The organism is Candidatus Andeanibacterium sp., from assembly GCF_057143545.1.
Genome location: NZ_DBNHSF010000141.1, coordinates 1 through 13,417, shown reverse-complemented (window position 1 = coordinate 13,417; position 13,417 = coordinate 1). Strand labels below are relative to the sequence as shown.

14 protein-coding genes are annotated in these 13,417 nt (G+C 63.2%); 11 read left to right on the top strand and 3 right to left on the bottom strand.

The window, feature by feature from the left end:
- A partial coding sequence (locus tag AC16XC_RS08340) for a DEAD/DEAH box helicase family protein (protein ID WP_484034188.1) occupies nt 1-507 on the bottom strand: 507 nt, incomplete at its 3' end.
- Between the two features lie 100 nt (nt 508-607).
- Between AC16XC_RS08340 and AC16XC_RS08335 the strand changes: the two genes are divergently transcribed.
- The 8 genes from AC16XC_RS08335 to AC16XC_RS08300 all read left to right on the top strand — a co-directional run bounded on the left by AC16XC_RS08335 (nt 608) and on the right by AC16XC_RS08300 (nt 7,515).
- Nucleotides 608-1,108 (top strand): DUF3617 domain-containing protein, encoded by a 501-nt coding sequence (locus AC16XC_RS08335; protein ID WP_484034187.1) that lies wholly within the window; start codon nt 608-610, stop codon nt 1,106-1,108.
- Nucleotides 1,109-1,212: 104 nt separating this feature from the next.
- Nucleotides 1,213-1,743 carry a DUF3617 domain-containing protein gene (locus AC16XC_RS08330; protein ID WP_484034186.1) on the top strand — a complete coding sequence of 177 codons (531 nt, stop codon included), beginning with the start codon at nt 1,213-1,215 and terminating at the stop codon, nt 1,741-1,743.
- 92 nt (nt 1,744-1,835) lie between these two features.
- Nucleotides 1,836-2,663: an alpha/beta hydrolase family protein gene (locus tag AC16XC_RS08325; RefSeq protein ID WP_484034185.1), complete on the top strand. Its 828-nt coding sequence runs from the start codon at nt 1,836-1,838 to the stop codon at nt 2,661-2,663.
- Nucleotides 2,664-2,702: 39 nt separating this feature from the next.
- Nucleotides 2,703-4,133 (top strand): circularly permuted type 2 ATP-grasp protein, encoded by a 1,431-nt coding sequence (locus AC16XC_RS08320; protein ID WP_484034184.1) that lies wholly within the window; start codon nt 2,703-2,705, stop codon nt 4,131-4,133.
- On the top strand, nt 4,133-5,077 hold the full coding sequence (locus AC16XC_RS08315) for an alpha-E domain-containing protein (protein ID WP_484034183.1): 945 nt from the start codon (nt 4,133-4,135) through the stop codon (nt 5,075-5,077). Before AC16XC_RS08320 ends, AC16XC_RS08315 begins: the two co-directional genes overlap by 1 nt.
- Before the next feature lie 15 nt (nt 5,078-5,092).
- Nucleotides 5,093-5,908, top strand: coding sequence for a transglutaminase family protein (locus tag AC16XC_RS08310; protein ID WP_484034182.1), 816 nt, complete (start codon nt 5,093-5,095; stop codon nt 5,906-5,908).
- 53 nt (nt 5,909-5,961) lie between these two features.
- On the top strand, nt 5,962-6,708 hold the full coding sequence (locus AC16XC_RS08305; RefSeq protein WP_484034181.1) for a proteasome-type protease: 747 nt from the start codon (nt 5,962-5,964) through the stop codon (nt 6,706-6,708).
- A gap of 165 nt (nt 6,709-6,873) precedes the next feature.
- Complete coding sequence (locus tag AC16XC_RS08300) at nt 6,874-7,515, top strand: response regulator transcription factor (protein ID WP_484034180.1); 642 nt, start codon at nt 6,874-6,876, stop codon at nt 7,513-7,515.
- A 40-nt stretch (nt 7,516-7,555) separates the two neighbouring features.
- Here the strand turns inward: AC16XC_RS08300 and AC16XC_RS08295 are convergent, their stop codons facing one another.
- Nucleotides 7,556-8,101, bottom strand: coding sequence for a hypothetical protein (locus AC16XC_RS08295; RefSeq protein ID WP_484034179.1), 546 nt, complete (start codon nt 8,099-8,101; stop codon nt 7,556-7,558).
- A gap of 175 nt (nt 8,102-8,276) precedes the next feature.
- The gene (locus tag AC16XC_RS08290) at nt 8,277-8,621 is read right to left on the bottom strand and encodes a hypothetical protein (RefSeq protein WP_484034178.1); all 345 of its coding nucleotides are present in this window, start codon (nt 8,619-8,621) and stop codon (nt 8,277-8,279) included.
- Nucleotides 8,622-8,939: 318 nt separating this feature from the next.
- On the opposite strand from AC16XC_RS08290, the gene AC16XC_RS08285 reads away from it, so the two are divergent.
- The 3 genes from AC16XC_RS08285 (at nt 8,940) to AC16XC_RS08275 (ending at nt 13,056) form a co-directional block, all read left to right on the top strand.
- Nucleotides 8,940-10,109, top strand: a complete 1,170-nt coding sequence (locus tag AC16XC_RS08285) for a phosphoserine transaminase (protein WP_484034177.1) — start codon at nt 8,940-8,942, stop codon at nt 10,107-10,109.
- A gap of 94 nt (nt 10,110-10,203) precedes the next feature.
- The gene (gene serA / locus AC16XC_RS08280) at nt 10,204-11,790 is read left to right on the top strand and encodes a phosphoglycerate dehydrogenase (protein WP_484034176.1); all 1,587 of its coding nucleotides are present in this window, start codon (nt 10,204-10,206) and stop codon (nt 11,788-11,790) included.
- A gap of 135 nt (nt 11,791-11,925) precedes the next feature.
- Nucleotides 11,926-13,056, top strand: a complete 1,131-nt coding sequence (locus AC16XC_RS08275; RefSeq protein ID WP_484034175.1) for an ATP phosphoribosyltransferase regulatory subunit — start codon at nt 11,926-11,928, stop codon at nt 13,054-13,056.
- The last annotated feature ends 361 nt before the right edge of the window (nt 13,057-13,417 follow it).

The window sequence follows — 13,417 nt, the reverse complement described above, 5'->3', positions numbered from 1 at the left end:
GATGATCACGTCGTCGCGTTCCAGCAGCGAGCGGGTGGCAGAGTGGCGCATCCGGTCGATCGCCTCGTTTACCGAGCTTTCCTTCTCGATATAGGTATCGCTGCGCGGAACGTAGGCTTCGGGCTGGTAGTAGTCGTAATAGGAAACGAAATACTCGACTGCGTTCTCGGGGAAAAAGCTCCTGAATTCGCCATATAATTGCGCGGCGAGGATCTTGTTCGGGGCGAGTACCAGCGCCGGGCGCTGCAGGCTCTCGATCACCTTCGCCATGGTGAAGGTCTTGCCGCTGCCGGTCACCCCAAGCAGCACCTGGGTCTGTTCGCCGTCCCGTGCCGCAGCGACCAGCTCCTCGATCGCCTGCGGCTGGTCGCCGGCGGGCTCGTAATCGCTCACCAGCCTGAAGCGCTTGCCGCCCTGCGCCTTGTCCGGCCGGACAGGCTTGTGCGGGACGAAGTCCTCGCCTGTTTCGGGCTCTTCCAGCCCGCGACGGATCACCAGTTCGGCCATGGAGGCGATATGTGACTCGTGGAACGAAATGGCAACAGACTTTGCCTTGTCTTTACCAAAATCTGCTTTGTAGGCTTGGAGGCAACCGGAAGGAGACCCGATGAGACTGACTTTAGTGGCATTGCTTGCCGCTACATCGCTGGTTGCATCCTGCGCCGCCGACGATCCGGACAACATTCCCGAACGCGGCACCTGGGAAATGACAACCCGGATCGACAGCCTGTCGATCGACGGGATGGTTGTTCCACCGGAGCATCTGCCGGCCGAGATCCGCAAACTCAATGCGACCGACAGCCAGTGCGGAGAGCCGGTTTTCACCGACCGTGAAGGCCAGCAGGACATTCTCGACTGGCGGGCGGGAGGGGCCTGCGAATTCGAGACCTACGACATCAATGGCGAGCTGGTTTCAACCACGGGCCAATGCCGGAATGTCGGCGGGATCGATACATTCAATCCCAGCTTCACCGCAAACGTCACCCAGCAGCCAAAATCCTATCGCATGGTGGTGACGATGGAGGGCGTTGCCGACATGCCAGGGCAGGGCAATCACTACATCAAGCTCATCGCCGTCCAGCAGGGCAAGCGAACCGGCGAGTGCTGAACCGCGAAGCTTCGATTGCATCTGCTGCCAGCTGCGCTAGCCTGACCAATCGGGATTGGCCACGCCGGAGAGAATCGATGCGTTTTGTATTGCTCATGCCGATTATGACAGGATTTGTCCTCGCAGCCTGCAGCAGCGGCGGCGCCGACGCCGACGGCGATGGCAAGGTCGCTCAGGAAGAAGCGGTCGGCGCGCTCGCCAGCATGGATGCGCCGCGGCCGGGACAATACCGAACCACTTTCGAAATGCAGGAATTCAACATGCCCGGCATGCCCAAAGGGATGATCGACCAGATGTCGGGCAGTATCGGCGGCAATTTCAGCATGACCTATTGCCAGACCGAATCCGACAATGAGGATGCGGTCAGGCAGATGACCGACAACATGGGCCGCGGGGATTGCACCTACAACACTTTCGAGGTGTCCGGGAACAGCTTCACCGTCGACATGACCTGCACTCCGCCGGACGGCGGCGCAGGCACTTACAAGATGACCGGCACCACCAGCAGCGAAGGCACCGACATGCAGATGGAGATGCAGCAGCAGATGCCCGGCATGCAAGGCGGCCCGATGACGATGAAGGCGCATATGACCTCCGAGCGCATCGGCGATTGCGCGGACGCACCGGCCGCCTAAGGGGCTGGCCACAGGTTACATTTTGCTGACCGGGCGATGACTCGTCACATTTCATTCACGCTACAATAAGTCGGTTCTGTTACAGAGCCGCCATGAGCGAGACCTCTCCGATTCGGCAAGATGGCGGGCCCGGGCGCGTTGCGCAGTCGACCGAGCTGCTCGGCGGGTTCGTGGCGCGCGCGCAACTTGCCGCCGAACCGCAGCCAAAGGGCATATCGGGTCCGCCGCTCAAATATCTCCTGCGCGAACTGGATATCGTCGCCCAGCCGTTCAAACGCGTTCGCAACGGGGACCTCGAAGTCGCCAGGTCGAAAGAGCCGCGGGTGGTGATGTTGCTGCCGGGCTTCGGCACCCACCCCGTGCGAATGCGGCGGATGGCGCATAAGCTCGAAGAAGCGGGCCACAAGGCCAAGCGCTGGGGCATGGGTTTCAACCTCGGGCCGACGCCCGAGAATTTCGACCTGCTGAGCAAGCGGCTGGTGCACATCCACAAGCGCTACGGCAAGCCCGTCCACCTGGTGGGCTGGAGCCTGGGCGGCATCTTCGCGCGCGAGCTTGCCAAGATGCACCCGGAACTGGTGGCAAAGGTGATTACCCTTGGGTCACCGTTTTCGGGCGATGGACACGCCAACAATGTCTGGCGGATCTATCACCTGGTGACCGGCCATTCGGTCGATAACCCCCCGATCGAGATCAACCGGGCGGAAAAGCCGCCGGTTCCGACCGTGGCGTTCTGGAGCCCGCGCGACGGGATGGTCCATGCCCGTTCGGCCCGCGGCAAACCCGGCGAGCGCGACAAGGCAGTCGCGCTGCGCTGTTCTCATATCGGCTTTGCCTATTCCGACGAGTCGATCATGGCGGTCCTCGCCGAACTTGAGGAAACCCCGCAAGCCACGGAATCTTTGACCGCCAAGGCGTAATATGCAAACCTGCCTTGTTGCATTGCAACATGGGCAGATATGAGCGGAACCCGGGAATCGAACTTCGACGAAATGCGCGCTGCCGACGGGTCGATCCGTCCGGCCTACCGGCAATACAGCAGCTGGTTCGAAGAACAGGATCCGGCGCAAATGCGGCGCAAGGACAAGGAAGCCGAAGGGCTGTTCCGCCGGACCGGGATCACCTTCAACGTCTATGGCGAAAGCGATGCCGAAGAGCGGCTGATCCCGTTCGACATGGTCCCCCGGATCATCACCGCGGACGAGTGGCGCCGCCTCTCGCGCGGGATCGAGCAGCGGGTACGCGCGCTCAACGCCTTCATGCACGACATGTACCACCGGCAGGAAATCATCCGCGCCGGACGGTTGCCAGTCCGCCTGTTTTCGAACAATGAAGCGTGGTTGCCGCAGATGGTCGGTTTCACCCCGCCGGGCGGGGTCTATACCCATATCGTCGGGATCGACCTGGTCCGGACCGGGCCGGACGAGTTCATGGTGCTCGAGGACAACGCCAGAACGCCGAGCGGCGTGTCCTACATGCTCGAAAATCGCGAAACCATGATGGCCATGTTTCCGGAGCTGTTCTCGCGGATCAGGGTGCAGCAGGTTTCGAACTATCCCCGGCGCCTGGCCAAGAGCCTCGCAGCCTGTGCCCCCGATATGGCGGGCGACAAGCCGGTCGTGGCGGTGCTGACGCCGGGCATCTACAATTCGGCCTATTTCGAGCATGCCTTCCTCGCCGACCAGATGGGGGCCGAACTCGTCGAAGGCAGCGATCTGCGGGTGATCGGGGGGCGGGTGCAGATGCGCACCACCGCCGGATACCAGCCGATCGACGTGCTCTACCGGCGGGTGGACGACGATTTCCTCGATCCGCTGACCTTCAACCCTTCAAGCCTGCTGGGCGTGCCGGGAATCTTCGATGTATACCGCGCCGGCAGGATCACCTTGGCCAACGCCCCGGGCACGGGAATTGCCGACGACAAGGCGATCTACAGTTTCATGCCCGAAATCGTCGAATTCTATACCGGCGAGCGGGCCTTGCTGCCCAACGTCCCTACCTGGCGCTGCGCGGAGCGGGATTCCCTCCAATACGTGCTCGACAATATCGCCGAACTGGTGGTCAAGGAGGTCCACGGGTCGGGCGGATACGGGATGCTGATCGGGCCGACCTCGTCGAAGCGCGAAATTTCCCGCTTTGTCGAGAAGCTCAAGGCCAGGCCCGAAAACTACATCGCACAGCCCACTTTGGCCCTTTCGACAGTGCCGATCTACACCAGCAAGGGGCTTGCCCCGCGCCATGTCGACCTGCGCCCGTTCGTGCTGGTTTCGCCCAACGGAATCGACATCACGCCGGGCGGATTGACGCGGGTCGCGCTCAAGAAGGGGTCGCTGGTCGTCAATTCCTCGCAGGGCGGCGGGACCAAGGACAGCTGGGTGCTCGACGACTAATGCTTGGAAAGACCGCCAATTCGATCTTCTGGCTGTTCCGCTATCTCGAGCGGGCGGAAAATACGTCGCGCCTGCTCGAGGCCGGGTTCCGGATGGCATTGACCAGCCCGGTCAATGCGTCGACCGAGGAGTGGCGTTCGATCATTGTCACACTCGGCATGGAGGCAGCCTATGAAGCCAAATACAACGAATTCACCGGCCCGCAGGTTTGCGACTTCGTTCTCCGCGACCGGGAAAACCCCTTAAGCGTCCTGGCCATGGTCGAAAACGCGCGGACCAATGCAAGGCTATCGCGGACTTCGCTGACCGCCGAGGTCTGGGAGGCGATCAACGAAGGCTGGATGGCGCAAAGGGACATGCTCGCCAAACCGATCCGCGAGGCCAGCCTGGGCGCGGTGCTGGCAACGATCAGGCGCGAAGCGACGGTCGTGCGCGGCGCAACCTATGGCTCGATGCTGCGCAACGATATCTATCGTTTCGCGCGGGCCGGGACGTTTATCGAGCGGGCCGACAACACCGCCCGGATCCTCGACGTGAAATACCATTTGCTGCTGCCCTCGCTCGCCTATGTCGGCTCGAGCCTCGACACCGGGCAATGGGACAATGTGCTGCGCTCGCTTTCGGCCGAGCGGGCCTATCGCTGGCTCAATGCCGGACGGATGGACCCGCGCGAAATCGCCGATTTCCTGATCCTCGACCCCCGTTTTCCGCGGAGCCTGTCTTTCTGTTACGACGAATTATCGAGCAATCTTGCGGAATTGGCCCGGCTGCACGAGGGCAGGAGCAGCTGCAACGAAATGATGCTGGAAGCGGAGAACAGGTTGAACCAAACGACAATCGACCAGGTATTCGAAATCGGACTGCATGAGTTCCTCGTCGGATTCATTGTTCAGAACCAGGCGATCGCCAATGCCATCGCCGATGACTATCGCTTTACCGACTGACCGCTCGAATCCGATATGCGCCTCTCGATCGACCACATCACCCGTTATCGCTTCGACGAACCCGTCGTCCATGGCCTGCAACGCTTGCGGTTGACCCCCAAGGCAACCCAGGGGCAGGAGATCCTCGAATGGTCGATGACTTACGAGGGCGCCGATCTCGAACTCGAATATGACGACCAGAATTTCAATCACTGCACGCTGATTTCGGTCCGATCGGGTACGCAGGAAGTCGTCGTCAGGTGCAAGGGTTTGGTCGACACCCAGGACTATGCCGGGTTGATCGGCCAGCACGCCGGGCACCTGCCGCTGTGGTCGTTTCTCGGCCAGACCAAGCGCACAAAGCCGGGTCCAAGGATGCGGCAGATGGCCTCCGTCCTCCGGCGCAACGATGGCGACATCCTGGCGATGCTGCACGACACGTCGTCGGCCATTCGCGAAGCGGTGGAATACGAGGCCGGGGTAACCCACGTGCATACCACCGCGGAAGAATCCGTCGCCGAGGGTGTCGGCGTCTGCCAGGACCATGCCCATATCTTCATCGGCTTGGCCCGCCTGCTCGATGTCCCGGCGCGCTATGTCTCGGGCTATCTGATGATGAACGACCGGATCGACCAGGAAGCGACCCATGCCTGGGCCGAGGCCCATGTCGACGGGCTGGGCTGGGTCGGCTTCGATATTTCCAACGGCATCAGCCCCGATGCGCGCTATGTCAGGGTCGCGACCGGCCGCGACTATTCCGAAGCGGCCCCGATCACCGGGATCAGTTTCGGGACCTCGTCCGAGAACCTCCACGTCGCGCTGGCTGTGGAACAGCAGGCAATCGAGCAATGACCTTGCGCCAGAACCTGCTGGTCCGCAATCGTGAGGTCGCATAAGGGAATTGCATGACTTATTGCGTTGGCATGACTCTCGACCGGGGGCTGGTGTTGATGAGCGACACCCGCACGAATTCTGGCGTCGACAACATCTCCACTTTCCGCAAGATGTTTCACTGGACGGTCCCCGGCGAACGGATCATCGCGCTGATGACGGCGGGCAACCTTGCCACCACCCAGTCGGTCGTGAGCCAGCTCGAGGAGCGCAACAAGGCCCCCGGAGAGCGTCAGAACTCGCTGCTCGATGCGCCAACCATGTTCCAGGTGGCGACCGAGGTCGGCGCGCTCCTGCGCGAAACCATCCTGAGCCAGCGCGAGGATAACGGCCAGACCGGCCAGAGCCGCTTTTCCGCCTCGATGATCCTTGCGGGCCAGATCAAGGGCATGGAGCCGCGACTGTTCATGATCTACCCGGAAGGGAATTTCATCGAGGCCAGTTTCGACACGCCCTTTTTCCAGATCGGCGAAACCAAATACGGCCGGCCGATCATCATCCGTGTCTACGAGCGGGACATGAGCTTCGCCGACGCGGTCAAGCTCCTGATGGTCAGCTTCGATTCCACGATCAAGGCCAATCTCTCGGTCGGCATGCCGCTCGACCTGCTGGTGATCGAGCGCGACAGCTTCAAGCCGCTGCACGAGCGCCGGATCAATGGAGACGACGAATATTATCGCGCGATCTCGTCGATGTGGGGCGATGCGCTGAAGAACGCCTTCCACGGGCTCCCGGACTACAGGCTCGGCGATAAGGGATAGGGCTGAGCGGGCTCTTCCCTAGGGGAATGGCCGTATATTGCATCCAGATCGGATCGTTTTTTGCTGCGAATTTCGGGCAATGGCTTGCCGATCGAGGCCGCAGAAATATCGGATCCGGTTCTGTAGCCGCGTGTGGCGCGAGCGAATGTTGTGCAGCTTGCCGCCATGGCGTACCGTCACACATTGCACATCGTCGACAGCGACACGCGTTCGAGGGCCGAAGGGGCGCGACTGGCCTTCACCCTGGGCCACCACGCCGAGATCTACGCCAACCTCGCCGAGCTGATCCACCTGCCGCCGCGCGAGGGTATCATCCTCCTGCGCGAAGGCCCCGAAGCCGGCGATTCCACGCAGCAGATCGCCGACCTCGCGCGGGCCGGAATCTGGCTGCCGGTGGTGGTCGGCTCCAGCCGGCCGCGGGTCGAGAGCATCGTTTCGGCGATGAAGTGCGGCGCGCTCGATTATCTCGAACTGCCGGCGGAACGGGAGAAACTGGCCAATGTGTTGCGGCGGGTGCGGCGCGAGGCCGATGCGCATGCCGCTGCCCGGCGCAAGGTGATCGAGGCGCGGGAACGGCTCCGGACACTCTCTCCGCGCGAACGCGAAGTGCTCGACTGGCTGACCGAAGGCTGCAGCAACAAGGCGATCGCGCGCGCGCTCGAGATCAGCCCGCGCACGGTCGAAATCCATCGCGCCAACATGATGGACAAGCTCGGAGCCAACCATCCGGCCGATGCCATTCGCGTGAGGCTCGACGCGAAGCTCGACGAAGCGGAGGCCCGGGTGAAGCGCCTGGCCGCGACCTGAGCTCGCGGCCTCCCGGCTCCGGTGCTCCAGCCCCGGGGCGCTATCCCGATGCCGAAACGGCCTGGTCCGCGAGGATCGAAGGATCGGACGCCAGGGAATGCAGGAATCGATGGCGTTCGTCGGAACCTTTCTTGAGGTCCCGCAGCTGCTCCTGCTGCTCTTCGGTCAGCCGGAATTGCGAATAGCCGCGTTCGACCAGGCATTGCTCGACCAGGTAGAGCATGCCCGAATGAAGCTCCTTCATCTTGCGCTCGGGCCTGATCGACTGGACGATCCGGTCGCTCATCGCCGCCTGGTTGACCATACGGGTCATGTCGTCGGCGGCGCTCGCTCCAGGCGGGCCAAGCGAATAGTCGTCGGTCGCCTCGAGGCGCTTGCTGGCGCGCACGAACTGCTTGGCCTGTTCTGTTTCGGAGACGTCGGCGTAATAGCCGATCGTCGCGCATTCGATCGCATCCTCGCGGTAATTTTCGAAACTGACGCCGGCGCGGCCCCAGCTGTCGACCGGCTTCCGCTCTGCCGAAACGGGCGAGGCTGCCGCGGCGAGCGAAGCAGTCAATATTGCCGCTATTCTGACCCGTTTCATGCCGGCCTCCCGAATTGCTCCCGCGATATTATCGGAATTCGCCACATCGGCCAAGCAGGGACAATGAAAAGGCCTCGCCAGCACAGGCCGGCGAGGCCGTTTCCAGGGCAGCTTTCCCACACGTTCCGGTGCCCGCCTCACCTGCCCCCAGGCGAGGCGGGCCCATTGCAGACTCTCACTTGGCGGTGAGGCCAGCGAGGTCGTTCTTCGAATTGTTGAACAGGCGCAGCGCGATGACCATCGCGGCAACGCCGGCCGCGCCGGTTGCGATATTGACGGCCACGGCATTCAATTGATCCCCGATCGCCGGAATGTTGGCGAGCGCGGCACCCACCGACGGAAGGACAATGACGACCACGAACAGCCGCACGGCATTGTTGTCGTCAAATCCAAGCCCGCCGATCAGGCCGAGCACCACAAGCACCAGTGCGACATTCAATCCGCCAAGCGCAACGAAGCCCGCGACAATCGCGAGGATCACTGCCAGCAGGCGGGCGATTCCCGATATTTTGTTCAACATTATCCCCCTCCATCGTTCAGGATGTTTTCTGTATTTGGCCCTGCGGCCGCGGCGGAGACTACAGGTTTTGCAGCGGATGGACAAAGCTCTTTTTGTGCGCGGTAAATAATTGAAAAACATATATTAATGTCCACAGGCACAGGATCGAGGCGCTCTCTGCGCCAGCGCCAGAATGTGCTCCAGCTGCGGCGAGTCGCATTGAAGTTGCGATCGATACGGGAACATGGAATCGCTTGACTTGGCCAGCGCCAACACTATGGGCCGCTGCGGGCCACGCGGTCCCAACGCCGCGCGTGCTCTCTGCAAGGAGAGTCAGAAATGACTGATACGAATACGCCAATGCCGGCGCTGCGCCCGGCCAATCCCTGCTTTTCCTCCGGTCCCACCGCAAAGTTTCCTGGCTGGTCGCCAGGGAAGCTGAACACGATCGCGATGGGCCGCTCGCATCGCTCCGCGACCGGCAAGGGCCGCCTCAAATACGCGATCGACCTCAGCCGCGAGATCCTCGGCATTCCCGACGACTATCTGATCGGCATCCTGCCCGGCTCCGACACCGGCGCGGTCGAATGCGCGATGTGGAACATGCTCGGCGGCCGCCCGGCGACTGTCGCCGCCTGGGAAAGCTTCGGCAATGTCTGGATCCAGGATGCGGTCAAGCAGCTCAGGTTGCCGCAACTGACCGTGCTCGACGCCGATTACGGCGAGATCCCCGACCTGTCGCAGATCGATCCGGGCGATGACATCGTGTTCACCTGGAACGGCACCACTTCGGGCGCGCGCATCCCCGATACCGACTGGATTTCCGCCGAACGCACCGGCGTCACCATCAACGACGCCACCAGCGCGGTGTTCGCGCAGGAAATGGACTGGCCCAAGCTCGATGCCACGACCTATAGCTGGCAGAAGGTGATGGGCTCGGAAGCCGCGCACGGCATGCTGATCCTGAGCCCGCGGGCGATCGAACGGATCGAAAGCTACGAGCCGCAATGGCCGCTGCCCAAGCTGTTCCGGATCAAGAAGGCCGGCAAGCTCGACCGTGCGATCTTCGAAGGCGCGACGATCAACACCCCCTCGCTGCTCGCCACCGAGGACTACATCATGGCGCTCGAATGGGCGAAGTCGATCGGCGGGCTCGCCGAATTGCAGGCCCGCGCCGACCGCAATGCGCAAATTGTGTTCGACTGGATCGAAGCCACGCCGTGGGTCCGCAACATGGTCTCCGATCCTGCCAAGCGCACCAACACCGGCGTGTGCATGGTGTTCCAGGGCGAGTGGTACGAAAGCCTCGATGCCGAAAGGCAGGCCGCGGTGCCCAAGAAGATCGCCTCGATGATCGAAAAGCTCGACGTCGCCTACGATTTCAACGGCTATCGCGACGCCCCGCCTTCGCTGCGCATCTGGTGCGGTTCGACCGTCGAGGAAGAAGACGTGCGCCGCCTGCTGCCGTGGATCGAATGGGCCTACGCCCAGGTCAAGGCGGAGCTTTAATCGTTCGAGTGTCCCCGCGCAGGCGGGGACCTCCAGCGTAATTCCCCAATACTGAGAAAGGCTCCCGCCTTCGCGGGAGCGCACGGAGCCTCAAATGACCAAGCCCAAAGTCCTCATTTCGGACAAAATGGACCCCAACGCCGCCCGCATCTTCGAGGAGCGCGGCTGCGAAGTCGACGTGAAGCCCGGGATGACCCCCGACGAACTCAGGGCGGTGATCGGTCAGTATGATGGCCTGGCCATCCGTTCGGCGACCAAGGTGACCAGGGAAATCCTCGACGCGGCGACCAACCTCAAGGTCATTGGCCGTGCCGGGATCGGGGTCGACAATGTCGACATTCCCCATGCCTCGTCCAAGGGCGTGGTGGTGATGAACACCCCGTTCGGCAATTCGATCACCACCGCCGAACATGCGATTGCGCTGATGTTCGCGCTCGCGCGCCAGATCCCTGAGGCCAACGCCAAGACCCAGCAAGGCCTGTGGCCGAAGAACGACTTCATGGGGGTCGAACTGACCAACAAGACGCTCGGCCTGATCGGCGCGGGCAATATCGGTTCGATCGTCGCCAGCCGCGCGCTCGGGCTCAAGATGAAGGTCGTCGCCTACGACCCCTTCCTCACCCCCGAACGGGCGATCGAGATGGGGGTCGAAAAGGCCGATCTCGAGACCTTGCTGGGCAAGGCGGACTTCATCACGCTGCACACCCCGCTGACCGACCAGACCCGCAACATCCTCTCGGCCGAGAATCTCGCCAGGACCAAGAAGGGCGTGCGGATCATCAACTGCGCCCGCGGCGGGCTGATCGACGAGGCGGCGCTCAAGCAGGCGCTCGACAGCGGCCATGTCGCGGGCGCCGCGCTCGATGTCTTCGCGCAGGAACCGCCGCCGGCCGACCATCCGCTGTTCGGCACGCCGGGCTTCATCTGCACCCCGCATCTCGGCGCTTCGACCAACGAGGCGCAGGTCAATGTCGCGCTGCAGGTGGCCGAGCAGCTCTCCGATTATCTCGTCAATGGCGGGGTGACCAACGCGCTCAACATGCCCTCGCTCTCGGCCGAGGAGGCGCCCAAGCTCAGGCCCTACATGGCGCTGGCCGAGAAGCTCGGTTCGCTGGTCGGCCAGCTCGCCCATGGCGACTTGCCCAAGATCGCGATCGAGGTCGAAGGCGCGGCCGCCCAGCTCAACATCAAGCCGATCGTGGCAGCGGTGATGGCGGGGCTGATGCGGCGCTATTCGGACAGCGTGAACATGGTCAACGCGCCATATCTCGCCAAGGAACGCGGGATCGAGATTCGCGAGATCAGGAACGAGCACGAAGGCACCTACCACACGCTGGTGCGCGTCACCGTGGCGACCAGCCAGGGCGACCGTTCGGTTGCCGGGACCCTGTTCGCCAACAACCAGCCGCGCCTGGTCGAGATTTTCGGCATCGGCATCGAGGCCGACCTTGAAGGCAACATGCTCTATGTCGTCAACGAGGATGCGCCGGGCTTCATCGGCCGGGTCGGCTCGCTGATGGGCGAGCACGACATCAATATCGGCACCTTCCACCTCGGCCGCCGCGCCGCGGGTGGCGAGGCGATCGTGCTGCTCTCGGTCGACCAGCAATTGCCGCCCGAAGTGATCGAGGCGACCAAGAGGCTCCAGGGCGTGAAGGTGGCGATGGCGCTAAGCTTCTGACCGTCCCGAGCCCCCGCGAAGGCGGGGGCCGCGGGCAGGATAGAGGTTCGACGGCAAACGCACGAGGTCCCCGCCTTCGCGGGGACTCGGTCTGCGTTCGACATCGCCGCTTTCGCAAGCTAAAGGCCCGCCATCATGAGCGATATCGACCGCGATCTGCTGCCCGAGGGGCTCGAGGACCGGCTGCCGCACAGCGCTGCGGCGGCGACGCGCGTCATGCGCGCGCTGCTCGATGTGCTCGATGCCCATGGTTACGACCGAGTCCGCCCGCCGCTGGTCGAATTCGAGAAGGCGCTCGCCAGCCGGATGGACGGGGTCCAGCCGCGCCGGATGTTCCGCTTCACCGATCCGGTGAGCCTCAGGATGCTGGCGCTGCGCAGTGATATCACCCCGCAGGTTGGACGGATCGCCTCGTCCGGGCTGGCCGCTGCGCCGCGCCCCTTGCGCCTCTCCTATTCGGGCCCGGTCGCGACGATCAAGGCCGACGCGCTCGACCCGCGGCGCGAACGGCTGCAGGTCGGCGCCGAACTGATCGGCGCGGACAGCGTCGCGGCCGCGGGCGAGATCGTCGCGATGGCGATCGAAGCGGTGAAGGCAGCGGGCGCGTCGGGCGTTTCGGTCGATTTCACCCTGCCGGACCTGGTCGACACGCTGGCCGAAAAGGCGATGCCGCTCGAGCCGGGCCAGGCCGACGCCGTCCGCCGCGAGCTCGATGCCAAGGATGCCGGCGGGCTCAAATCCGCAGGGGGCGAGGCCTATCTGCCACTGCTTTATGCCACCGGGCCGTTCGAAGAGGCGATCGCCAGGCTGGCGGAGATCGACGCGGCCAATAAATCCGGTGAACGCGCGCTGGCGAGCCGGATCGCGGGCCTGAGGGAGATCGCGGCGCGGATCGGCAATGCCGCGCGGATTACGCTCGACCCGTCCGAGCGCCATGGTTTCGAATACCAGAGCTGGTTCGGCTTCACGCTCTATGCCGAGGGCATTCGCGGCGCGCTGGGGCGCGGCGGGACCTATCGCATTCACGGAGCAGCCGACGAACCTGCGACCGGCTTTTCGCTCTATCCCGATCTTCTGATCGATGCCGCGGTGAATGGCGGCGCAGCGCGCGATACCGTGTTCCTGCCGCTCGGCCACGATGCCGCAGCGGCCGCGAAACTCCGCGGCGAGGGCTGGCGGACGCTGGCGGCGCTGTCGGACAGCGACGATCCCGCGGCGCTCGGCTGCACCCATGTGCTCGAAGGCGGGAAACCGAAGGCGCTCTGAAGGGTTACCGCTGCACCCCGAACCTGAACCGAAGGTAACAGGGTAACACTGTCCAGAAGAAGAAAAACAGGAGCAGGGATCAGGCGTCGCCCCGGACTTGCCTGCACCCGCGCAGGCGGGTGTTCCGGGGTCCAGCTCCGATTGGGCTGGCGAATAGAGAGCTGGATCCGGGATGACCGGTGATGCGTGATGCCATGCATTGCGTTTTTCATATTCCTCGCGAGTAGGAAAATCGAATGTCCGCTCGAGGTCATTCCCAGGCATCCGGACCTGGGCTAGGAAACGCGCTTCGATAACCCAGCCACAACCAAACGGAGTCTCACCACAATGCCCAGGATCAGCGACAGGACCGAACGCCTGA

What these genes read in the sequence shown, in the direction of transcription:
- AC16XC_RS08335 (WP_484034187.1), top strand. Translation starts at nt 608, where the DNA reads ATGAGACTGACTTTAGTGGCATTGCTTGCCGCTACATCGCTGGTTGCA.
- AC16XC_RS08330 (WP_484034186.1), top strand. Translation starts at nt 1,213, where the DNA reads ATGACAGGATTTGTCCTCGCAGCCTGCAGCAGCGGCGGCGCCGACGCC.
- AC16XC_RS08325 (WP_484034185.1), top strand. Translation starts at nt 1,836, where the DNA reads ATGAGCGAGACCTCTCCGATTCGGCAAGATGGCGGGCCCGGGCGCGTT.
- AC16XC_RS08320 (WP_484034184.1), top strand. Translation starts at nt 2,703, where the DNA reads ATGAGCGGAACCCGGGAATCGAACTTCGACGAAATGCGCGCTGCCGAC.
- AC16XC_RS08315 (WP_484034183.1), top strand. Translation starts at nt 4,133, where the DNA reads ATGCTTGGAAAGACCGCCAATTCGATCTTCTGGCTGTTCCGCTATCTC.
- AC16XC_RS08310 (WP_484034182.1), top strand. Translation starts at nt 5,093, where the DNA reads ATGCGCCTCTCGATCGACCACATCACCCGTTATCGCTTCGACGAACCC.
- AC16XC_RS08305 (WP_484034181.1), top strand. Translation starts at nt 5,962, where the DNA reads ATGACTTATTGCGTTGGCATGACTCTCGACCGGGGGCTGGTGTTGATG.
- AC16XC_RS08300 (WP_484034180.1), top strand. Translation starts at nt 6,874, where the DNA reads ATGGCGTACCGTCACACATTGCACATCGTCGACAGCGACACGCGTTCG.
- AC16XC_RS08295 (WP_484034179.1), bottom strand. Translation starts at nt 8,101, where the DNA reads ATGAAACGGGTCAGAATAGCGGCAATATTGACTGCTTCGCTCGCCGCG.
- AC16XC_RS08290 (WP_484034178.1), bottom strand. Translation starts at nt 8,621, where the DNA reads ATGTTGAACAAAATATCGGGAATCGCCCGCCTGCTGGCAGTGATCCTC.
- AC16XC_RS08285 (WP_484034177.1), top strand. Translation starts at nt 8,940, where the DNA reads ATGACTGATACGAATACGCCAATGCCGGCGCTGCGCCCGGCCAATCCC.
- serA (WP_484034176.1), top strand. Translation starts at nt 10,204, where the DNA reads ATGACCAAGCCCAAAGTCCTCATTTCGGACAAAATGGACCCCAACGCC.
- AC16XC_RS08275 (WP_484034175.1), top strand. Translation starts at nt 11,926, where the DNA reads ATGAGCGATATCGACCGCGATCTGCTGCCCGAGGGGCTCGAGGACCGG.